The following is a 21,026-nucleotide window of genomic DNA, read 5'->3' on the forward strand; positions in this document are numbered from 1 at the left end:
ATGGACACCCTTGTCTTAGGCTAACGGTTGGCACTATCAACCCCCGTATCGGACTTTCACCGACGAGCAAGCGCCCATGCTGGGCGCACAAATAAAACGGCGAAAGAATGAAAAATTTCTTTCGCCGTTATTAAAACATCCTAGAATTATAGGTTACGCAAAATAGGATTGTTCTTCCTCTGCAGTTAAGGAACGATAGCAAACGGGGCATAGTTCACCTTTTCCGGGGATGCTGACCGTAGGCAGATCCTCCCAGATACGTTCCATAAAACTAATGGATTGTCCACATTTTAGGCAACGGTCATTTTCTAACTCCATTTTCCTCACCTCTAACTTATACTATGGCCAAAAAATAGGAAAGATATTCGCTGTCCTATTCCCAAATTACATATTGGCAGCATATAATGCAGTACCACACGGGAAGGGGCTGACGAAATGAAATTTGTACTTGTTTTAATTGGCGTTGGTTTGCTGTTGTTTTTAGTTACCAAATTAAAAATTTGGGTTAGGCAAAAAAATCGTGAAATTGTTCTTTCCTCTTGTCCCGGGTTGCTAATACTTTTAGTACATAATTGCGAAAAACAAGTAGAAGGTATTATTCGAGGAATACTTAGCTGGCGTTCTGCTGCAGATAAGGCTTTTAACTTGGCTGTCGTAGATTGTAATTCAAGCGATGGGACTAAATTTATTCTGGAAAAACTAAATCATCCGGATCCTCATTACCACCTGTTAGATTTGGCGACTTTTGAAGAAAAAGGTGTTAAAAGTTTAGGCTATACTGATGCTGTAAAGGTTGCTACAATTAATATTGATCATTTTTCAGATTATAATACCTGTATGGCCCAGATTAAACAGGTAGTAAAAAAAGAATTATTAGAGGGAGAAAAATGCAGCTGCTAAAAAAGCTATGGGCAGAATTGCTTGCTTTTTTTTATCCGCCAAGCGATACCTGCCCTTTATGTTTGGAGAAAATTACAAATAATTTAATTTGTGAAAATTGTCAGGAAATATTGCAAAATTGGCAAAAGCAAAAATTTTGCAATGTTTTCGGCCGGCCCAAAAAATTTGGTCAACTATGCCGGTGCACAAAACAACAAACTTTCTACAGGAAACTACATGGTGTGGCACCCTATCAAGGTGTTTTTAAAAAGGCTGTTTATCGCTTAAAATACAGCGGCCAGACATATTTAGCAGTGCCTATGGGCAGCTTAATGGGGGATAGATTAAGGGAAATACAGGGATATGCAGGAAGTATAATTATTCCTATCCCTTTAAGCCCAAGGAAAAGAGCAATTCGAGGTTTTAACCAAGCTGAGCTTTTAGCCCGGGCAGTAGCTGAGAGAACTAAGCTGCCCGTTTACACCAATCTCCTAACCAAGATCAGGGATACGGCTCCTCAAGCCGGTTTAAAGAAAGTGGACAGGCTTACTAATTTGCAAGGGGCCTTTAATGTTCCCAATCCGGAGCCCCTTAAAAATAAAGTTGTAATTCTAGTCGACGACATTTTTACTACAGGGTCTACCATTAACGAAGCTGCTCAAACACTACTAAAAGCAGGAGCCAAGGATGTTTATGCTTTGGTCTGGGCAATAGCGTAAAGCGTAATATGATAAAGGCAGCATTTGGCTGCAAAATACCGACAAAAAATCCTAAAAAAATTACATCCACAAATAAGTCCACAGGAAAAAGGGCTTATTTTACTAGTTATTAACAGACTTATCCACATTATCCACAACTTTTTTATAAACAACTAATGTGAATAATTTTAATTTCGACAATGATTTCAACGGAGATTTATGTAAAGTTTTATTGCATTAATATAAACCAGCCCGTATAATTATTATTAGCATAGGGATGAGGAGGAGAAAAATGAAAAAAAGTTTGAGTTTAATTTTAGCATTAGCATTAACAATGGCTTTAATGCTAGGCCTTGCAGGCTGCGGGCAAAGTGGACAAAGTACGGATCAAACTAAAGAAGGGCAGCAAGAACAAACGGCTGAAAAGGAATATATTGTTGCAACGGAACCAACTTTTCCGCCTTTTGAATTTAGAGATGAAAAAACTTCGGAAATTACTGGCTTTGATATTGATTTAATTAAAGCTATTGCTCAAGAAACAGGTATTAAAGTTAAAATACAATCCCTCGGATTTGACGGCTTAATTCCAGCTCTGCAAGCAGGCAACATTGATATTGTAGCTTCAGGTATGACAATTACTAAAAAACGTGCTCTTCAAGTCAGCTTTACAAAGCCATATTTTGATGCAGGTTTAAAAATTGCAGTACCTGCCAATAACACCACAATTAAGGGAATTGATGATTTAAAAGGCAAAACAGTAGCAGTACAAATTGGGACAACTGGGGCTAATAAGGCGCAAGAACTTTTAGACAAAAAAATTATAGCTAAAGTTAAAACCTTTAATACTGCTGATGCCATCTTTTTAGAACTCTTAAACGGTACTGTTGATGCTGTAATTAACGATTTGCCTGTTAACGAAGCCTACATGAGCAAAAACCCCGGCAAAATCAAAATGGTCGGTAATGTTTTAAACGGCGAACAATATGGTTTTGCAGTGGCTAAAGATAACCAAGAACTTTTGAAAAAATTAAATACAGGATTGGAAAAAGTTAAGGCAAATGGAAAATATGACGAATTAAAAGTCAAATACTTTGGTGGAAAATAAGAAAAAATTTAGTGGTAAATAAGGAATCGTAAATGCGTAACGCGTTGCTGTGTTACGCATTTCTTTTGGTACAAGCGCCGGTGCAGCAGGAACGAAAAAATAAAGAGGAGGGGTAAAAATGTTGCAGTACTATTTAACCCATCTAAAAGCAGTATTTCCATCTTTACTGCAGGGAGCAGTTGTTACTATTGAGGTAACTGCTTTATCTGTTTTAATTGGAGCAGTAATCGGACTCTTTGTAGGTATGGGTAGATTAGCTCGCAATAAGCTAATTAAATCTATTGCCGCAGCTTATGTTGATATTATTCGAGGAACTCCTTTGATGGTTCAGGTTTTCATTATTTATTTTGGTTTGCCTAACTTACTATTGCAAATAACCGGCAGTCGGGTGCCTATGGACCCTTTTGTATCCTCAGTCTGGGCTTGCAGCATTAATAGCGGTGCCTATGTAGCAGAAATTTTTAGAGCTGGTATTCAGTCTATTGAAAGGGGACAGATGGAAGCTGCCCGTTCTTTAGGAATGACTCATGTTCAGGCTATGCGCTACATCATACTTCCTCAAGCTTTCCGCAGGGTAATTCCTCCTTTGGGCAATGAATTCATTGCTTTAATGAAGGATACGTCTATTTTGTCAGTAATTGGAGTAGAAGAATTAATGCGTCAGGGGCAATTATACAATGCAACTACCTATGCTTCCTTTCCAACCTTTACGGGAATTGCTTTAGTTTACTTAGTAATGACAATGACTGTATCTAGGTGGGTAGCCTATATGGAACGAAAACTATCGGCTGAAGGCAAACACTAAATATTTGCCTATCTATTGACTGCTTTGAGAGGAGGTTAAAACTAGTGATAACAGTTAAAAATTTGTACAAGCAGTTTGGTGATTTACAAGTTTTAAAAGGAATTAGCACCCATATTGCTGAAAAAGAAGTTGTAGTTATTATTGGGCCTAGCGGATCCGGAAAAAGCACTTTTTTGCGCTGCCTGAATAAGCTGGAAGAAGCTACTTCTGGAGAGATTATAATTGACGGAGTAAATTTATTGGATAAAAAAGCAAATATTAATACCATTCGACAGGAAGTTGGAATGGTTTTTCAGCGGTTTAACCTTTTTCCCCACATGACAGCCTTACAAAATATTACTATAGCTCCAGCCAAAGTCCGGGGCTGGAAAGCTGACGAGGCAGATAAAATTGCCCGGCAGCTATTGGCCAAAGTAGGACTTAGCGATAAAGCAGACGCTTACCCGGATCAATTATCCGGCGGCCAACAGCAGAGGGTAGCCATTGCCCGAGCCTTAGCTATGCAGCCGAAAATTATGCTCTTCGATGAACCAACTTCTGCACTGGACCCGGAAATGGTAGGGGAAGTCCTAAGCGTAATGAAGGATTTAGCTAAAGAAGGAATGACTATGGCAGTTGTTACCCATGAAATGGGTTTTGCCAAAGAAGTAGGAGACCGGGTTTTGTTCATGGATGAAGGGATGATTTTAGAAGAAGGAACTCCCCAAGAATTATTTGATCATCCGAAGCACCCTAGAACTAAAAGTTTTCTAAGTAAAATACTTTAAAAACTTGTAAATTGATCCTTGTTTATTAGCATTCCATTGTTTGACATTCAACTTAGGTATGTTATAATATAACTACTTGTAGTCTTACCTAGCCTGCAAGAGTAACACATGCGGGAGGAATGAATGAATGCTGGGTAAAGTTAAATGGTTTAACCAAGAAAAAGGATTCGGATTCATTGAAAGAGAAGAGGGGGACGATGTATTCGTTCACTTTTCAGCAATCCAGGAAGACGGCTTTAAAACATTAGCCGAGGGTCAGGAAGTTGAATTCGAAATCGTTGAAGGTCCAAGAGGCCCTCAAGCAGCTAATGTTGTTAAATTATAAATTAATTTAACGAACAGTGCCCTGTGGTTTTTTCAACCACAGGGTTTTTTACTTCCCAGACACGGGGACGGTTCCGCTGTCTCGTCATCCCTCGCCGAGACAACGGAACCGTCCCCGTGTCTGGGTTTGGGAAAAGAAAATTATTGGGAAGAAGGATTTTTAGTAATTCTAGGGAATAATATATGTAACAGCTTGCTTTAGCCTGCAGATCCAAAATACCAGAAAGGGGCCGATGCTCAATGAAAATAGCAGTCAGGGGTAAAAATATACAAATAACCAACGCTCTAAAAGAACATGTTGAAAAACGGCTAGGAAGACTGGATAAGTACTTTGAAGAAAATACTGAGGCGCAGGTTACTTTAACGGTTGAAAGAGACACTCATATCGTAGAGGTGACAATATTACTAAACGGGTATATTCTTAGGGGCGAGGAAGCTACTGGAGATATGTACGCTTCAATTGATTTAGTGCTGGATAAATTGGAGAAACAAATTGAAAAATATAAAACTAAGATAGCGAAAAAACTGCGCAGCAATAAGTTTACCAAAGTTGTGGAAGCGGCAAAAACACAGGATGACCAGGATGAAGATGAATTTAAGATAATGAGGAACAAGCATTTTTCTATTAAGCCCATGGCTGTAGAAGAGGCAATTTTGCAGATGAATATGGTGGGACACAGCTTCTATGTTTTTTCTAATGCAGAGACAGAGCAGGTAAATGTGGTTTACCGCCGTAAAGATGGGAACTATGGTTTAATTGAACCTGAATATTAAAAACTAGCTTAGACAAAAGAATTAGCTTAGCTGGGAAAAGCAAGGCAGTTGTTGACCTCCAACGACTGCCTTTTTTTACGGCTGAAAGATAACTACTTGATTTCTTGAAGTATAAGAAAAAGAGTGTTAAAATTTATACTTAAGCAGTAATCTGCTTTAAATTTATTTAAAAGGACTGGGGTGTGTCCCGGCTATTTTTGAAAGGATCGAAAGTAATGTTAAACTTTCTGAAAAAATTATTAGATGACAATGCTAAAGAAATTAAAAAGTTAAATAGATCTGTAGCAGCCATTAATGAGTTGGAGCCTGCCATTCAAAAATTAAGCGATGAAGATTTGGTAGGAAAAACAGCAGAATTTAAGCAGCGTTTCTCTAACGGGGAATCACTAGATAATATGCTGCCGGAAGCATTTGCTGTTGTAAGGGAAGGATCCCGCCGAGTTTTAGGATTGCGTCATTTTGATGTTCAGCTGATGGGGGGCATAGTGCTGCACCAAGGCAGAATTGCAGAAATGAAAACTGGTGAAGGTAAAACTTTAGTAGCAACATTGCCCAGTTATTTAAATGCAATTTCCGGGAAAGGCGTTCATGTAATTACTGTTAATGACTATTTGGCTAAAAGGGACAGTGAATGGATGGGACAAATCCACCGCTTCCTAGGTCTAGATGTAGGTTTAATTGTCCATGGGCTGGATTTTAATGAGCGCAAAGCATCTTATGCTGCTGATGTAACTTATGGTACCAATAATGAGTTTGGTTTTGATTACTTGCGTGATAATATGGCTTTGCATCCGTCCCAAATGGTTCAACGACCTTTAAATTATGCTATTGTGGACGAGGTTGATAGTATTTTAATTGATGAAGCCCGTACTCCTTTAATTATTTCAGGTCAAGCCGATAAACCTACGCAGCTTTATTATGCGGTAGCTAAAATTATCCCTCGTTTAAAAGTGGAAGAAGATTACACTGTTGACGAAAAAGCAAAGGCAGTTATGTTAACAGAAAACGGCAATCGCCGAGTAGAGCAGATGTTAGGCGTAGACAATTTATATGATAACGAAAACGTGGAGTTAAGCCATCATGTTAACCAAGCTTTAAGAGCTCACGTTTTAATGAAAAGAGACGTGGACTATGTAGTTAAAGATGGAGAGGTTATTATCGTCGACGAATTTACCGGACGATTAATGTTTGGCCGCCGCTATAGCGATGGCCTGCATCAAGCAATTGAAGCCAAAGAAGGAGTTAAAATTGAACGGGAATCCCAGACCCTGGCTACAATTACCTTCCAAAATTATTTTAGAATGTACGAAAAGCTAGCTGGGATGACAGGTACAGCCTCTACTGAAGAGGAAGAGTTTCGGAAAATTTACGGTTTAGATGTAGTGGTCATACCCACCAATAAGCCTATGATTAGGCAGGATTTGCCCGATATTGTCTATAGGACGGAAAAAGGCAAGTTCGATGCTGTAGTTGAGGAGATTATTGAACGTCATCAAAAAGGGCAGCCGGTGCTAGTAGGTACCATTAGCATTGAGAAATCGGAACTTTTAAGCAACACTTTGAAGAAAAGAGGTATTCCTCACCAGGTCCTTAACGCTAAGTACCATGAACAAGAGGCACAGATTGTTAGTAACGCCGGCCAGCAAGGAATGGTAACTATTGCTACCAATATGGCCGGTCGTGGTACAGATATTATTTTAGGTGAAGGAGTTTCCGATTTAGGAGGACTTCATATTATTGGCACCGAAAGACATGAATCCCGCCGGATTGACAATCAGTTAAGGGGTCGTGCCGGCCGTCAAGGAGATCCTGGTTCCAGCCGTTTTTATGTTTCCTTGGAAGATGAACTAATGCGCTTATTTGGTTCCGATAATATTGCCGGCATTATGGATAAGTTGGGTATGGATGATTCGACGCCCATCGATCATCCGCTGATTTCCCGTTCCATCGAATCTGCCCAGAAAAAAGTGGAAGCTAGAAACTTTGATATTCGGAAACACGTCTTAGAATATGATAATGTAATGAATCAGCAAAGGGAAGTTATTTATAAACAAAGACGCCAAGTGCTGGAAGGGGAGAATTTGCGGGAAAATGTCCAAAGCATGCTGCACGAAGTGGTAGATGGTGCCATTGCCCGCTATTCCAACCAAAGCCAGTATCCTGAGGAATGGGATTTAGCAGCCTTAGCTGATTTTGCAGAGCAAACATTTTTACCTGGCCAGCGCCTGGATATAGATGAATTGAAGAATATGGATAAAACAGAAGTGGAAGAACTGCTTCATGACAAAGCGAACCAGGCTTACGAAGAACGGGAGGCAGCTTTAGGGGAAGATATTATGCGGGAATTGGAACGCATGGTATTGCTCAAAGTTGTTGATGAAAAATGGATGGACCACTTAGATGCTATGGATCAATTGCGCCAAGGTATTGGTTTAAGAGCTTATGGCCAAAAGGATCCATTGGTTGAGTATAAATTTGAAGGCTACGACATGTTTAATAATATGATTGAAGCTATTAAAGAAGACGTGGTGCGCTATATCTTCCGGGTCAATGTAGTAGAAGAACAGGAAGCTCCTCGAAATGTCACCGAAAATAGATATGAAGAAGATCAACCGAAAAAGCCTGTACGCAAACAAACGGAAATTGGACGCAACGAGTTATGTCCCTGTGGCAGCGGTAAAAAATATAAAAAATGCTGCGGCGCAAAATAATTTGAACTGGAGTTGAAAGAATGATTTTAGACTATGGACCACAGCTAGCTGAAATTAGGCAGAAGCTTAACGAATTGAGGGCTTCTCTTTGACTTACCTGGCAAAGAGCTAAAAATTGCCCAATTAGAAGAACAAATACAATCCAACGACTTTTGGGATGAGCGGGAGAAGGCTCAGACAGTGCTGCAAAGCTTAAACCGGCTGAAGGAAAAAGTCAGCGGCATTAAGGAAATGACTGGGGAATTTGAGGATTTAGAAGCTTTATGGGAAATTGCTAAAGAAGAAGATGATGAAAGCCTAGAGCCGGAACTAGCCGAGGGGATTAAAGATTTTACCCACAAATTAGAAAAACTGGAATTGGAGACTTTATTAAGCGGGTTACACGATAAAAGCAGTGCTATTTTATCCCTCCATGCCGGCGCTGGTGGAACTGAGGCCCAGGATTGGGTAGAAATGCTGCTAAGGATGTATACCCGCTGGGCAGAAGACCAAAACTACACTGTGGAAATTTTGGATTATTTAGCTGGAGATGAAGCTGGGGTTAAAAGTGCGACCGTCCTTGTTAAAGGGGAAAATGCCTTTGGCTATCTTAAAACGGAAAAAGGTGTCCATCGCTTAGTTCGAATTTCTCCTTTCGATGCTTCAGGTCGAAGGCATACTTCCTTTGCCTCTGTTGATGTATTGCCGGAAATAGAGGACGATGAAGAGATTAACATCGATCCTGTTGATTTAAAAGTAGATACCTATCGTTCGGGAGGAGCTGGCGGTCAGCACGTAAATAAAACAGATTCGGCCGTACGGATTACCCATTTGCCTACGGGCATTGTAGTTCAATGTCAGAATGAGCGTTCCCAGCATGCTAATAAATTAAAGGCCATGAAATTACTGCAAGCTAAACTATATGAAATGAAGCGTCAGGAACAGGAAGATCAGCTTGCTGAAATGCGGGGGGATCAAATGGACATTGCTTGGGGCAGCCAGATTCGTTCCTACGTCTTCCATCCTTATAGTATGGTTAAGGACCATCGGACTAATGTGGAAATTGGCAATGTATTTGCCGTAATGGATGGCAACATTACTCCTTTTATTGAAGCTTATTTGCATAAGTTAGCTGAAAACAAAAATAAATAGGAGTTAATTTTTAAAACCTAATGATTCATTAGGTTTTTTTCTTAATTATTGACAAATAATTAAAGATATAGCTTAATATAATCAAATATACAAAAACATATAGAAATACTAGGAATTAAAAAGGAGGCCAATGTAATGGGCATTGCCAAAAATTTAACTGATTTAATTGGAAATACTCCTTTGCTGGAATTGGGAGGCTATGGTGCTAGTCAAAAATTAAATGCTAAACTGCTTGGGAAGTTGGAGTATTTTAACCCTGCCGGCAGTGTTAAAGACCGGGTAGCTTACGCTATGATTAAAGATGCGGAAGAAAAAGGCTTAATCAATAAAGATACGGTTATTATTGAGCCTACCAGCGGCAATACCGGAGTAGGTTTAGCCTTTGTAGCATCAGCTAGAGGTTATAGACTGATTTTAACTATGCCTGAGACGATGAGTATTGAGCGCAGAAATTTGTTGAAAGCTTTAGGTGCTGAGCTGGTTTTAACACCTGGAGCCCAAGGAATGCCAGGAGCGATTAAGAAATCGGAAGAGTTGGCTCAGGAAATAGAAAACTCCTTTATTCCTCAACAATTTAATAATCCCAGTAATCCTGAAGCCCATCGTCAGACCACAGCTTTAGAGATATGGAAGGATACAGATGGGAAAATAGATATTTTCGTAGCTGGCATTGGTACTGGTGGTACGATTACAGGAGTTGGTGAAGTACTCAAAGAGAAAAACCCCAACATTAAAGTAGTCGGCGTGGAACCTTTTGATTCTCCTGTATTGTCAGGAGGACAGCCTGGGCCTCACCGCCTTCAAGGCATTGGAGCAGGCTTTAAACCAAAAGTCTTAAATTTAGATATAGTTGATGAAATAATTAAAGTAAAAACAGAAGAGGCCTATACTGCTGTGCGGGAATTGGCTAAACGGGAAGGTTTGTTAGTAGGAATATCCTCTGGGGCCGCTGTCCACGCAGCAAAGGAATTAGCAAAGAGAGAAGAAAATAAAGAGAAAAATATTGTTGTGTTGCTTCCCGATACGGGAGAAAGGTATTTATCTACAGATCTTTTTAATTAACCAAGAGAAGGATATCCCAGATGAGCCTGTCTATATTATGAGCTTTATAGGACGGGCTCTTTTCTTGTTTATCAATGTTAAAGTTCCCCAACCAATAGCATATTCTTTTATAATTGTCTTCAAATCTATTACTAATGCAAGTAAAAAATGGTATTAAAACTATTCTTTTTTTTCATATTCGTTTGAGTTTATCATAACGTATATTGAAATAAAGAACATACATTGTTACAATTAAACCTAAAACTACAATGGAATCTTATGGTGTAAAAACTCTTGTGGAAACTATGATTAAAGTAATTGCAGTTGGTAAACCAAAATTAAATAATTTTTAAGGAGAAAAATATGAATAATACAAAATTAATTGCTTGTCGGACATTAGAAGATGAGATTAATGCCATTAAGCCGCAAAATATTGACTGTGAATTTTTAGAATATGCACTTCATAATACTCCGGATGTATTGAAAAATAAACTTACAGATGCAATTATACAAGACAAGGACCATGATACATTACTCTTAGGTTATGGTTTATGTTCAAATAGTACTGCAGGGCTAAAATCAGATAGGCATACAATAGTCATTCCAAAAGTTCATGATTGTATAAGCCTCTTATTAGGCTCAAGAACTAAATATCATCAAGAGTTTGATCGGTTTCCAGCAACATACTATTTAAGTAAAGGATGGATTAAGCAAAAAGGAGACCCTTTGTCTAGTTATAAGCGATACTGTGAGAAGTATGGAGAAGAAAATGCTAAGTACGTGATGGATGTTGAATATGCTAATTATCAAAGAGTTGCATATATCCATACTTTGGGAAATGATGCTGATGATGTTGAGTACAGCAAGGAGGTTGCTAAGTTTCTTAAAGTTGAGTTTGTTGAAATAGAAGGTTCTTTAAGAATTTTTGAAAAGTTATTAAATGCAGAATGGGATAAAGAATTTATTATTAATCGTCCAGGAATGATTATATCTGCATCATCATTTGTATAATGTTCAAGGAACTATTGATTATTTATCCTTTTGGCAATAATAAATCCGAATTTTCACAAATGATAAATTGTTAGCAAAAGCAGGGTTATTTAGAGTTCCTGCAAATAAAAAAGAGGGTATGGTTTTAAAAATTGCAAAGGCAAGTTTAGCTTCTTCTAGGGTCAAGGCCTCGTAAATGGTTTTCATATCTGCTATAACTGCTTTTTGTTCTTTGTAAGGAATATATTTAAAACAGTTTCTAATTTGGTGAATCATGCATAACTTGCCTTTTAAACTGCATTTTCTTTTATATTTTCCGAGATTAGTTTTTGGCAAGGTGCTTTACAGAGTTCACTATTGCTGAATGTTTAGAACTGTGTCAGCAGCTTTCATGTCTACCTGTATTTGTTCTTGGGGGTTGAGAACATGATAATAGCCTTTGTCTATCATATAATTTGTTATTTTTTCGTGGGTCTCAATGGCAGCATTTAACTGTCTGCGAAGTACTTCTCTAACTTCCGGCGTTGCAGTTTCTGATAAGGCAGCTGCATAGTTGCGGACACCGGCTTTGGCAGAGATTAAAAAATCAGTTGCAATGACCTGTTCCGTCAGATCACCTATACCTGCGAGATTCTGAATTATATTGGCCACAAATATCCCTTCTTTCCTGGAATAGAATTTATTTTTTAGTGACGGACAGTGCTTCCTTCCTCTGCTGAAATCTCAGTAGTCCTAATTGGGTCAAAATCTGAAGCTTGAATAAGGCTTTGTAATTCCTTAATGTGTTCTTGTCCCATTCTAAAATCCTGTTGTAACAGTTTTTTTAATTCTTCATCGGCAACTAATTTCCCCATTGCAACTGACTTAGCAGCGCAAACATTTTTAAAAGTAAGTAATTCGTGGAGTTCAAAGGATTCATGGGGTGCCAGTCTCTTTCTTGTTTCCAAAAAATCAACTCCTGTCCTTGTAAAAATTAGTACTTCAATCCATTAGTGTAACATTGGTTTTAGAACCACTTTAATGCAGCCGTCGGTTTTAGTATCAAAAACTTCATAGCCATGTTCTGCCTGATCTAAAGGCAGCTTGTGGGTAACAATGTCCCCGAGATTAACTTTTCCGTCGGCAATTAATTTGTACACGTGCCACATATAGGGAATGACTGGTGCTTGTCCTGTTTTTAGATTAATGTTGCGGTTGAAAATATCCCCAAGGGGGAAGGCGTTATATCTGGAACCGTAAGCGCCGGTGATTTGAATAGTTCCTCCTTTGCGCACTGCTTGCGTGGCAGTAACAATAGCCCCCATGGCTCCTCCTTGCAGCTTCATACCTGTTGCCAGGTATTCAAGAGGTGTCATTTTTCCATCCATGCCTACGCAGTCGATGACTACATCAGCACCGCCTTGAGTAATTTCTCGCAAATACTCTCCAACATTTTCTTGTTTTTCAAAATTGACTACTTCCACTCCATTATACTTTTTGGCATGCTCTAGGCGGTATTCTACGTAGTCTACGGCAATGACTCTTTTGGCACCTTTCAGCCAGCAGAATTTTTGGGCTAAAAGTCCCACAGGCCCACAGCCTAGGACAATTACCGTATCTCCATCTTTGACACCGGCGTGATCTACACTCCAATAGGCAGTGCAGGCAGCATCGGCTAGTAATACTAATTCTTCATCTTCTACTTCACAATCGTCAGGAATCCGGAAAGGAGTAAAATTACCATAGGGAACCCGCATATATTCAGCCTGGCCTCCAGGGTAGCCGCCGAAGGTTTCAGAATAGCCAAAATATGCTCCTACTTCTCCGTGAGGGTTAGAATTATCACACTGACTAGTTAGACCATGTTTGCAGAAATAACATTCTCCGCAGCTTACATTAAAAGGGATAATTACCCGGTCTCCTTTTTTTACTTTTGTGACTTCGGGCCCTACTTCCTCTACAATTCCCATGGGCTCATGGCCGATAATATAGTTTTCCGGCAGATTGGGAACCATACCGTGAATAAGGTGCAAATCCGAGCCGCAAATTGCTGTAGTTGTCAGCTTGACGATAATGTCGTCCGGTTTATGAATTGAAGGAGCAGGAACTTCTTTGATTCGAACATCTTTAATGCCTTGATAAGTTACAGCTTTCATACTTTGGGACCTCCTGATTTTTAATAGTTGGGAGTGGCAAAGGTGCCTAGCCTGCTGGTATTGCCTGGGAAAAGCTCTAAATTGGCAATTTGGACTGCCGCTTGAGAAGACATTTGATCTAGTTGAAACTGTTCCAGGACGTTATAAGGATGGAACCACCCTTTTTTCATCATTAGTTCTGAAACTTCAGCATGGAGGTCAATTTCCTTGTCAAGAAAAGTGCGGATAGCTGTTCTTGCTTCCGGATCTGCAGTTTCTGTAAGGGCAATAGCATAATTTCTAATTCCGCTTTTTACATTTAACAAAAGGTTCAAGGCGATGGTTGAATCCACTAGGCCAGGCATACCATCAGCATTTTCAATTTCTAAATAGTCGTTGCTCATGGGCTTTTTAATGGCGTTAATGGGTTTTTTCCGTAGTCCATGTTTTTTCATCTCCAATTATTGTGGTTGATTTTTGGTTAATAGGCCTTGCAGTACATTGACTGCTTCCATGGAAAGTTGAACATTTTTTTGTAATACTGTTTTTAAATCTTGGTCAAAGACTACACCTTGGATCAGTTTGACTGGGTCATACAGATAGTATTAGAGTTAAGGAGTTCGTGAATTTCCATGGTTTCATGTAATGTCAAATTTGGCTGTGGCATGTATGCACCTTCTGTTGTTTTTTAATCTCACCTATTTTTCCCTATTGAACTTGCTTTATGCAAAATAATAAAGCTGATCCATTCTGCTAACGTAAACAGCTCAAAATTTTCGAAAGTACTTTTAGTACCAACGGAAAAGTAGTATAATATACTATAATAAATGAATACATATTCATATGAACATAAGGGGCGATTTTATGGTTGAAATAGAAAACTGCACTTGCAATGTTATTCATGAAGACGTAGTCTTGAAAGTCAGCAAGCAAATGCCTGAAGAAGAAAATTTGTTTGAGCTGGCAGAATTGTTTAAGGTTTTTGGTGATACTACTCGAATTAAAATAATCTATGCCTTGTTTGCGGCTGAAATGTGCGTGTGTGATATTGCAGCTTTATTAAAAATGAATCAATCTGCTATTTCTCACCAACTGCGAGTCTTAAAACAAGCCAGGTTAGTCAAATACAGGAAAGAAGGAAAAATTGTTTATTATTCTCTGGACGATGAACATGTAAAACGGATTTTTGACCAGGGTTTGCTGCATATTAATCATTTATAACAGCCTAGAGTTAGAAGGAGTGTGTAAAAAAATGGCCAAAATTGCTAAAGAACTGCTGCTGGACGGACTAGGCTGTGCTAATTGCGCCGCCAAAATAGAAGAACAAGTAGGGAAACTTCCAGGTGTAACTATGTCTTCCGTAAATTTTGCAGCCCGAACCTTGGTAATTGAATCGGAAGGCGCTGAGGAAATAGATCAAATAGTGTTTCAGGCCAGAGCTATTGTAAAAAGGATAGAGCCAGAAGTTAATGTAGTAGAGGGGAAGCAAGATGAAGTCCAAGGAGAGGAAAAGAATAAATCTGAAGCAATAAGGCTAATAGCTGGTGCCATCCTCTTTCTAACGGCTTTTATTTTTAAATTTCCCTTTTGGGTGGAATTTGGCTTATATCTAATCAGCTATGCTCTAGTGGGAGCGGAGGTTTTGTGGAGAGCTGGTAAAAATATAGCCAAAGGGCAAGTCTTTGACGAAAACTTTTTAATGGCTGTGGCTACTATTGGTGCTTTTGCCATTAAAGAGTTTCCTGAAGGTGTAGCTGTTATGCTCTTTTACCAAATAGGTGAGTTCTTTCAGGATTTAGCAGTCAATCGTTCGAGAAAATCAATTGCTGCTTTAATGGATATTCGACCCGATTATGCTAATCTAAAAGTAGGCAGTGAAATTAAGCAGGTTGCACCTGAAGCAATAGCAGTAGGAGATTTGATTATTGTTAAACCGGGGGAAAGGGTGCCCTTAGACGGAGAAGTTGTTGAAGGAGAATCTCTCGTAGATACTTCAGCTTTAACCGGGGAATCAATACCTCGGGAAGTAGCAGTAGATAGTGAAGTGTTGGCTGGGTTTATTAACAAAAGGGGCCTATTAACTGTAAAAGTAACTAAATTATATAAAGAATCAACTGTAGCCAAGATTTTAGATTTAGTGCAAAATGCAGGTCATAGAAAAGCTAAAACTGAAAACTTTATAACTAAATTTGCCCGGGTATACACACCTATAGTAGTTTTTTCCGCTTTAGGAGTAGCAGTTTTACCTCCCCTAATTCTACCAGGGGCTGCTTTTGCCGATTGGATTTACCGTGCTTTAGTCTTTTTAGTTATTTCCTGCCCTTGTGCTTTAGTTATTTCAATACCTCTAGGATTTTTTGGCGGTATTGGGGGAGCCTCGAAAAACGGCATTTTAATCAAAGGAGGCAATTTTTTAGAGGCTTTAAATGAAGCTGATACAATAGTTTTTGACAAAACGGGAACATTGACGCAAGGAGTATTTGAAGTTGTAGAGATTCAGGCCCAAGCTCCTTTTAGCCAAGAAGAAGTTTTAAAATATGCCTCTTTAGCAGAAGCATATTCTAGCCATCCCATTGCTGTTTCCATTAAAAAAGCCTATGGAAAAGATCTGGTTGGAGTTGAAATTGAAGGCTACACGGAATTTTCCGGCCGGGGCATTAAAGTTAGATCCGGAAACAAAGAGATTTTAGCGGGTAATGCTAAATTAATGGAGGAAGAAACAATAGATTACGTCCCGGCAGAAACTAGTGGGACTGTAGTCTACGTTGCTGTAGATCGGCAATATGCTGGTTCCTTAGTTATTGCCGACCAAATTAAAAAAGATAGCCGCCAGGCCCTAAAGCAACTAAAAGCTTTAGGAATAAAAAAATTAATTATGCTAACTGGGGATGCCAAAGCCATTGGGGAAAAAGTAGGTCAGGAGTTAGGCTTAGATGAAGTTCATGCAGAACTGTTACCTGACCAGAAAGTGGAAAAGTTAGAGGAAATAACATCCGGGGAAACTGGAGGTAAAATCGTTTTTGTTGGCGATGGAATTAATGATGCCCCTGTCCTGGCCAGGGCAGACATTGGAGTTGCCATGGGAGGTTTAGGTTCTGATGCGGCTATTGAAGCTGCCGATATAGTTTTGATGACAGACGAACCTTTAAAATTAGCCGGTGCTATAAAAATTGCCCGGAAAACTAGGGCCATTGTCTGGCAAAACATTGTCTTTTCCTTAGGTGTAAAAATAGTAGTACTGCTTTTAGGAGCCGGAGGCTTAGCGACTTTATGGGAAGCAGTCTTTGCAGATGTAGGAGTAGCACTGATTGCTGTTTTAAATGCTATGCGGGCTTTACGGATTAAGCAGATATAAAAATAGGCAGCAGCTTCGGCTGCTGCTTATTTATGCTTTTTTCCAGGAGTTAGTTTAAAAAATTTCCCATTTAGGTATCCTTATAATAGGATAATTTTGTAAACGGGAGATTGCTATGTGGCTAAAAATTCGTGATTATGCGGGAATTGCCATAGGTTCTTTAATTACCGCCTTAGGCTTAGTCCTGTTTTTAGTGCCCAATAAAATTGCCGATGGTGGTTTTACAGGGTTGGCGACGATTTTTTATTACTTATTTCACTTTAAAGTTGGCTATTCTTTGTTCCTGTTAAATGTACCTATTTTTCTTTTAAGTCTGAAAGAATTAGGACTGCGCACAGGTATTAAAACTATTTTTGGGATTAGTGCTCTTTCAATTTTTGTAGAATTGTTTTCAGCACTTTTAACTCCTCCAACTCATAATTTAATTTTAGCTACTGTTTATGGAGGAGTTATTTCCGGACTGGGGTTAGGTATTGTTTTCAGGTTTGGAGGTACTACGGGAGGAACAGATTTGGCTGCCCGGCTAATTAATAAGTACTTAAAATTAAGCATCGGGAAAAGCTTACTGGCTATAGATGCAGTAGTTATTACTTTGGCAGCTATTGTTTTTAACGTAGAATTAGGTTTATACGGTTTCTTGGTAATTTTTCTTAGCGCTAAAGTTATTGATTTGCTGCAAGAAGGTGAAGAATACTTTAAAGCAGCTTTAATTGTTTCTGAAAAGAGAGGGGAAATTGGCCGGGCTATTATGCATGACTTAGGCCGTGGAGTTACCTATTTACAAGGAATAGGCGGATATACAGGGGAACAAAAAGGAATGCTCATGGTTGTCTTCAGCAGAAATGAGCAGCCCAATATTATCCAAATAGTTTCCGGGACAGATCCCAAAGCTTTTGTAATAGTGGCCAACGTCCACGAAGCTTTAGGGGAAGGATTTAAAAGTTTTAGTTAATATGCATAAAGGTGCCCCCAAGGCAAAGACTAAATGCCAAGGGGGGCTTTATTATGGCTTATAAAATTACAGATAGTTGTATTGCTTGCGGAGATTGTATCGCAGTTTGTCCAAAAGAGGCAATCGATAACGGTTTAACTAACTTTAAGCAAGGGTGGATTTATAATTCCTTCAATATATGTAAAGACTGCAATGAATGTGGAAAATGCCTTTATGTTTGTCCCGTTAATGCCATCAGCAAATGAAATTTAGCTACTGTTTAATTTTTTTGCGCAGATAACTTGCTATTTCGACAGGCATAAAATATGCTAATAGTTGAAGATATAACTGCGGAAAAAAATAGGTAGGGTGGAATAAGCTGTGTGGAGAAATATTCGTGATTTTTTAGGAATAACCCTAGGTACATTTTTAACAGCCCTAGGTTTAGTGGTTTTTTTAATACCTAATAAAATTGCCGGTGGTGGAGTAAGCGGTTTTTCAACTATACTTTATTATCTGTTCCATTTTAAAGTTGGGATTACTATGCTTGTGCTCAATATACCTTTATTTTTATTTGGGCTGAAGGAGCTGGGATTTTCTGTCGGCCTGAAAACCCTTTATGGAACCATCATGTTATCTGTTTTAGTTGATATTTTAGCTTTATTTATCAAAATTCCTACTCACGATTTACTCTTAGCAGCTATTTATGGAGGTATCTGTTATGGTTTAGGCATTGGCATTGTTTTTAAGTTCGGGGGAACAACAGGTGGAACAGATTTAGCCGCCCGAATTTTAAATAAGTATTTAAAAATCAGCGTTGGGGAAAGTCTTTTTGTCATTGATGCTGCCGTCATAACTTTAGCGGCCGTTGTTTTTAGCGTAGAACGTGCTTTATATGGGTTTTTAGTACTGCTGATTACTTCCAAAATAATTGATTTAGTCCAGGAAGGCAGGGGCTATGCTAAAGCTGCTTTAATTATTTCGGGGAAAAGTTCCCAAATTACGGAAAAAGTTATGAAGGATTTAGGTAGGGGAGTTACCTTTGTCCAGGGGAAAGGTGCTTATACAGGCTCGACTAGGGATTTACTAATAGTTATAATCAATCGTTCCGAAGTCAGCAGGTTAAAAGAGCTAGTTGCTAAGATTGACCCAGGGGCTTTTGTGGTCATTGCCAATGTCAATGAAGCTTTAGGGCAAGGTTTTAAAGATTTTGCTTGAATATAGAGGCCGGGAGGTAGTTGAAAATGAATCAAGAGTTAATTAAAGACTTAGAAACTAAAGCTAAAAATATACGCAGAGATATTATTAGCATGATAGGTGAGGCAGGGTCAGGCCATCCAGGTGGTTCCCTTTCGGGGGCAGATATTGTAGCTGCCCTATATTTTCACGTTCTTAAAATAGACCCGAAAAAACCTGACTGGGCGGAGCGGGACCGTTTCGTCTTATCCAAGGGACATGCTGCTCCTCTTTTATATGCGGCTTTAGCTGAAAAGGGATATTTTCCTAAAGAGGATTTACTTACTCTCCGCAAGTTAGGCAGCAAATTGCAGGGGCATCCCGATTTGCGCAAAGTTCCTGGAGTGGAAATGTCTACAGGATCCTTGGGACAAGGTTTTTCCGCAGCTGTGGGAATGGCTTTGGCGGCGAAATTAGACCGGAAAAGTTCTAAAGTATATGTTTTACTTGGAGATGGAGAAACCCAAGAAGGTATTGTCTGGGAGGCTGCTATGGCTGCTGCCCATTATAAATTAAATAATTTAATTGCTTTTGTGGACCATAATGGCTTACAAATCGACGGCTTTTGCGAAGATATAATGGGAGTTGACCCTATGCATGAAAAATGGCAGTCCTTTGGCTGGTATGTACTCAATATTGACGGTCATAACATGGAAGAGATTATCCACGCAGTTAGGGAAGCTCAGCAAGTTCAGGTCAAGCCTGTAGCTATAATTGCTAAAACTGTAAAAGGCAAAGGAGTTTCCTTTATGGAAAATCAGGTGGGCTGGCATGGCGTAGCTCCTAAACCTGAAGAGATCCAAAAGGCATTGCAAGAATTAAGTTAAAAGGTTATTAGGGGGAAATTTTAGATGACGAAAATTGCGACTCGTGAAGCCTACGGCAAGGCACTAGTACGTTTAGGTGAGGAAAATGAAAATATTGTAGTTTTAGATGCAGATTTAGCCAAGTCAACGAAAACCATAGATTTTGCTAAAACATATCCGGAACGATTCTTTGATATGGGAATTGCTGAGCAAAATATGCTAGGCACGGCAGCTGGTTTATCCTTAGGCGGGAGAATACCTTTTGCCAGTTCTTTTGCCATGTTTGCTACAGGCAGGGCTTTTGAAATTATCCGCAATTCCATTGCTTATCCAAAACTCAATGTCAAAATTGCTGCAACTCATGCAGGTATTACTGTAGGGGAAGATGGGGCTTCCCACCAAGCCATTGAAGATATCGCTCTTATGCGCTCTATTCCCAATATGACTGTACTTGTTCCAGCAGATGGAATAGAAACGGAGCAAGCAGTAAGGGCAGCTGCCTACTATCAAGGACCGGTTTACATTCGCCTTGGCCGTTCAGGAGTACCAGTGATTTACGATGATCAGTACACATTTGCTATTGGGAAAGCAAATGTGCTAAAGGAAGGTGCTGATGTGACTATATTGGCCACAGGTATTATGGTCAGCTTAGCTTTAGAAGCAGCCGAAGCTTTGCAGAAAGAAGGGGTAGCAGCAGAAGTAATTAATGTTTCTACCATTAAGCCTTTAGATGCTGCCACTATTTTGCAATCCCTGCAAAAAACCAAGGCTGCTGTAACAGCTGAAGAACATAGTATTATTGGAGGCTTAGGTTCTGCTGTTGCTGAACTTAGTGCAGAAAACTTCCCTGTTCCCCTAGTTAGAGTTGGGGTGAAAGATGTTTTTGGGGAATCTGGCAAGCCGGCAGAACTTTTGGAGAAATATGGCTTAACAGCTCAAGGTATCAAAGAGGCAGTAGCAAAGGTGTTGAAAAAAGCATAAAGCATAGTATAGTCTTAAAACATAGCCAAAGGCCCAGGAGCCTTTGGCTTTTTTTGTGCGCCCAGCATGGGCGCTTGCTCGTCGGTGAAAGTCCGATACGGGGGTTGATAGTGCCAACCGTTAGCCTAAGACAAGGGTGTCCATCGCGAGGTGGAATCTGAAGGAAGTCGGCGGCAAAGCTCTGGTCTGAGGAACACGAACTACATATAAGGCATATGAACCGCCGTATACCGAACGATACGTACGGTGGTATGAGAGACGCTGAATAAAATAATTTTTCAGCTCCTACTCGATTCCAATAGACATTTCTTTACAAAAAAGGATTTAACAAAAGGAATTTTTTATAAAGTGTCGAAAAAGATGTAAGATATGTTTTAT

Annotated in this window: 23 protein-coding genes and 1 pseudogene; 18 read left to right on the plus strand and 6 right to left on the minus strand. The window is 39.4% G+C overall.

The genetic code is table 11. From position 1 onward, the window contains the following. Window positions 1-153: 153 nt before the first annotated feature. Window positions 154-318 (minus strand): hypothetical protein, encoded by a 165-nt coding sequence (locus RDV78_08845; GenBank protein ID MDS1030573.1) that lies wholly within the window; start codon window positions 316-318, stop codon window positions 154-156. A gap of 117 nt (window positions 319-435) precedes the next feature. Between RDV78_08845 and RDV78_08850 the strand changes: the two genes are divergently transcribed. The 11 genes from RDV78_08850 (at window position 436) to RDV78_08900 (ending at window position 11,246) form a co-directional block, all read left to right on the plus strand. Beyond that, window positions 436-900 carry a hypothetical protein gene (locus tag RDV78_08850; GenBank protein ID MDS1030574.1) on the plus strand — a complete coding sequence of 155 codons (465 nt, stop codon included), beginning with the start codon at window positions 436-438 and terminating at the stop codon, window positions 898-900. After that, window positions 888-1,598, plus strand: a complete 711-nt coding sequence (locus RDV78_08855; protein MDS1030575.1) for a ComF family protein — start codon at window positions 888-890, stop codon at window positions 1,596-1,598. Before RDV78_08850 ends, RDV78_08855 begins: the two co-directional genes overlap by 13 nt. 271 nt (window positions 1,599-1,869) lie before the next feature. Beyond that, window positions 1,870-2,682 carry a basic amino acid ABC transporter substrate-binding protein gene (locus RDV78_08860; protein ID MDS1030576.1) on the plus strand — a complete coding sequence of 271 codons (813 nt, stop codon included), beginning with the start codon at window positions 1,870-1,872 and terminating at the stop codon, window positions 2,680-2,682. 118 nt (window positions 2,683-2,800) lie between these two features. Next, complete coding sequence (locus RDV78_08865; protein MDS1030577.1) at window positions 2,801-3,487, plus strand: amino acid ABC transporter permease; 687 nt, start codon at window positions 2,801-2,803, stop codon at window positions 3,485-3,487. Between the two features lie 44 nt (window positions 3,488-3,531). Next, the gene (locus tag RDV78_08870) at window positions 3,532-4,254 is read left to right on the plus strand and encodes an amino acid ABC transporter ATP-binding protein (GenBank protein MDS1030578.1); all 723 of its coding nucleotides are present in this window, start codon (window positions 3,532-3,534) and stop codon (window positions 4,252-4,254) included. 127 nt (window positions 4,255-4,381) lie between these two features. Continuing rightward, the gene (gene cspD, locus RDV78_08875; protein MDS1030579.1) at window positions 4,382-4,579 is read left to right on the plus strand and encodes a cold-shock protein CspD; all 198 of its coding nucleotides are present in this window, start codon (window positions 4,382-4,384) and stop codon (window positions 4,577-4,579) included. Between the two features lie 239 nt (window positions 4,580-4,818). Continuing rightward, window positions 4,819-5,352, plus strand: coding sequence for a ribosome-associated translation inhibitor RaiA (gene raiA, locus RDV78_08880; protein ID MDS1030580.1), 534 nt, complete (start codon window positions 4,819-4,821; stop codon window positions 5,350-5,352). 215 nt (window positions 5,353-5,567) lie between these two features. Further along, a complete protein-coding gene (gene secA / locus RDV78_08885; protein MDS1030581.1) occupies window positions 5,568-8,063 on the plus strand; it encodes a preprotein translocase subunit SecA in 2,496 nt (831 codons plus the stop codon). Between the two features lie 20 nt (window positions 8,064-8,083). Further along, window positions 8,084-9,194, plus strand: a protein-coding gene (prfB, locus tag RDV78_08890; GenBank protein MDS1030582.1) for a peptide chain release factor 2 whose coding sequence is annotated in 2 segments (ribosomal slippage) — window positions 8,084-8,152 and window positions 8,154-9,194 — 1,110 coding nt in all. Because the reading frame shifts where the segments join, the coding sequence is not laid out codon by codon here. A gap of 135 nt (window positions 9,195-9,329) precedes the next feature. Continuing rightward, window positions 9,330-10,256: a cysteine synthase A gene (gene cysK, locus RDV78_08895; GenBank protein MDS1030583.1), complete on the plus strand. Its 927-nt coding sequence runs from the start codon at window positions 9,330-9,332 to the stop codon at window positions 10,254-10,256. A gap of 342 nt (window positions 10,257-10,598) precedes the next feature. Continuing rightward, window positions 10,599-11,246 (plus strand): DUF1638 domain-containing protein, encoded by a 648-nt coding sequence (locus tag RDV78_08900; protein ID MDS1030584.1) that lies wholly within the window; start codon window positions 10,599-10,601, stop codon window positions 11,244-11,246. Between the two features lie 123 nt (window positions 11,247-11,369). On the opposite strand, the pseudogene RDV78_08905 reads toward RDV78_08900, so the two are convergent. From RDV78_08905 to RDV78_08925, 5 genes and pseudogenes are all read right to left on the minus strand, one after another. Further along, window positions 11,370-11,510, minus strand: a pseudogene (locus RDV78_08905) (transposase). Window positions 11,511-11,579: 69 nt separating this feature from the next. Continuing rightward, window positions 11,580-11,876: a spore coat protein gene (locus RDV78_08910; protein MDS1030585.1), complete on the minus strand. Its 297-nt coding sequence runs from the start codon at window positions 11,874-11,876 to the stop codon at window positions 11,580-11,582. A gap of 35 nt (window positions 11,877-11,911) precedes the next feature. Beyond that, window positions 11,912-12,172, minus strand: coding sequence for a spore coat protein (locus tag RDV78_08915; protein ID MDS1030586.1), 261 nt, complete (start codon window positions 12,170-12,172; stop codon window positions 11,912-11,914). A gap of 42 nt (window positions 12,173-12,214) precedes the next feature. Continuing rightward, on the minus strand, window positions 12,215-13,360 hold the full coding sequence (locus tag RDV78_08920) for a zinc-dependent alcohol dehydrogenase (GenBank protein MDS1030587.1): 1,146 nt from the start codon (window positions 13,358-13,360) through the stop codon (window positions 12,215-12,217). Between the two features lie 20 nt (window positions 13,361-13,380). After that, window positions 13,381-13,743, minus strand: coding sequence for a spore coat protein (locus RDV78_08925; GenBank protein ID MDS1030588.1), 363 nt, complete (start codon window positions 13,741-13,743; stop codon window positions 13,381-13,383). A 460-nt stretch (window positions 13,744-14,203) separates the two neighbouring features. Between RDV78_08925 and RDV78_08930 the strand changes: the two genes are divergently transcribed. The 7 genes from RDV78_08930 to RDV78_08960 all read left to right on the plus strand — a co-directional run bounded on the left by RDV78_08930 (window position 14,204) and on the right by RDV78_08960 (window position 20,648). Next, window positions 14,204-14,560 (plus strand): metalloregulator ArsR/SmtB family transcription factor, encoded by a 357-nt coding sequence (locus RDV78_08930; protein MDS1030589.1) that lies wholly within the window; start codon window positions 14,204-14,206, stop codon window positions 14,558-14,560. A 31-nt stretch (window positions 14,561-14,591) separates the two neighbouring features. Next, the gene (locus RDV78_08935) at window positions 14,592-16,694 is read left to right on the plus strand and encodes a heavy metal translocating P-type ATPase (GenBank protein ID MDS1030590.1); all 2,103 of its coding nucleotides are present in this window, start codon (window positions 14,592-14,594) and stop codon (window positions 16,692-16,694) included. A gap of 115 nt (window positions 16,695-16,809) precedes the next feature. Then, window positions 16,810-17,646 carry a YitT family protein gene (locus RDV78_08940; protein ID MDS1030591.1) on the plus strand — a complete coding sequence of 279 codons (837 nt, stop codon included), beginning with the start codon at window positions 16,810-16,812 and terminating at the stop codon, window positions 17,644-17,646. A gap of 53 nt (window positions 17,647-17,699) precedes the next feature. Further along, window positions 17,700-17,891 (plus strand): 4Fe-4S binding protein, encoded by a 192-nt coding sequence (locus RDV78_08945; GenBank protein MDS1030592.1) that lies wholly within the window; start codon window positions 17,700-17,702, stop codon window positions 17,889-17,891. 115 nt (window positions 17,892-18,006) lie between these two features. Further along, the gene (locus RDV78_08950; GenBank protein MDS1030593.1) at window positions 18,007-18,843 is read left to right on the plus strand and encodes a YitT family protein; all 837 of its coding nucleotides are present in this window, start codon (window positions 18,007-18,009) and stop codon (window positions 18,841-18,843) included. 26 nt (window positions 18,844-18,869) lie between these two features. Next, entirely contained in the window at window positions 18,870-19,688 is an 819-nt protein-coding gene (locus tag RDV78_08955; GenBank protein ID MDS1030594.1) for a transketolase, read from the plus strand. Between the two features lie 24 nt (window positions 19,689-19,712). Further along, the gene (locus RDV78_08960; protein MDS1030595.1) at window positions 19,713-20,648 is read left to right on the plus strand and encodes a transketolase family protein; all 936 of its coding nucleotides are present in this window, start codon (window positions 19,713-19,715) and stop codon (window positions 20,646-20,648) included. Window positions 20,649-21,026 lie beyond the last annotated feature (378 nt).

The organism is Bacillota bacterium LX-D (assembly GCA_031628995.1).
Classification (GTDB): Bacteria; Bacillota; DUOV01; order DUOV01; family Zhaonellaceae; genus JAVLUO01.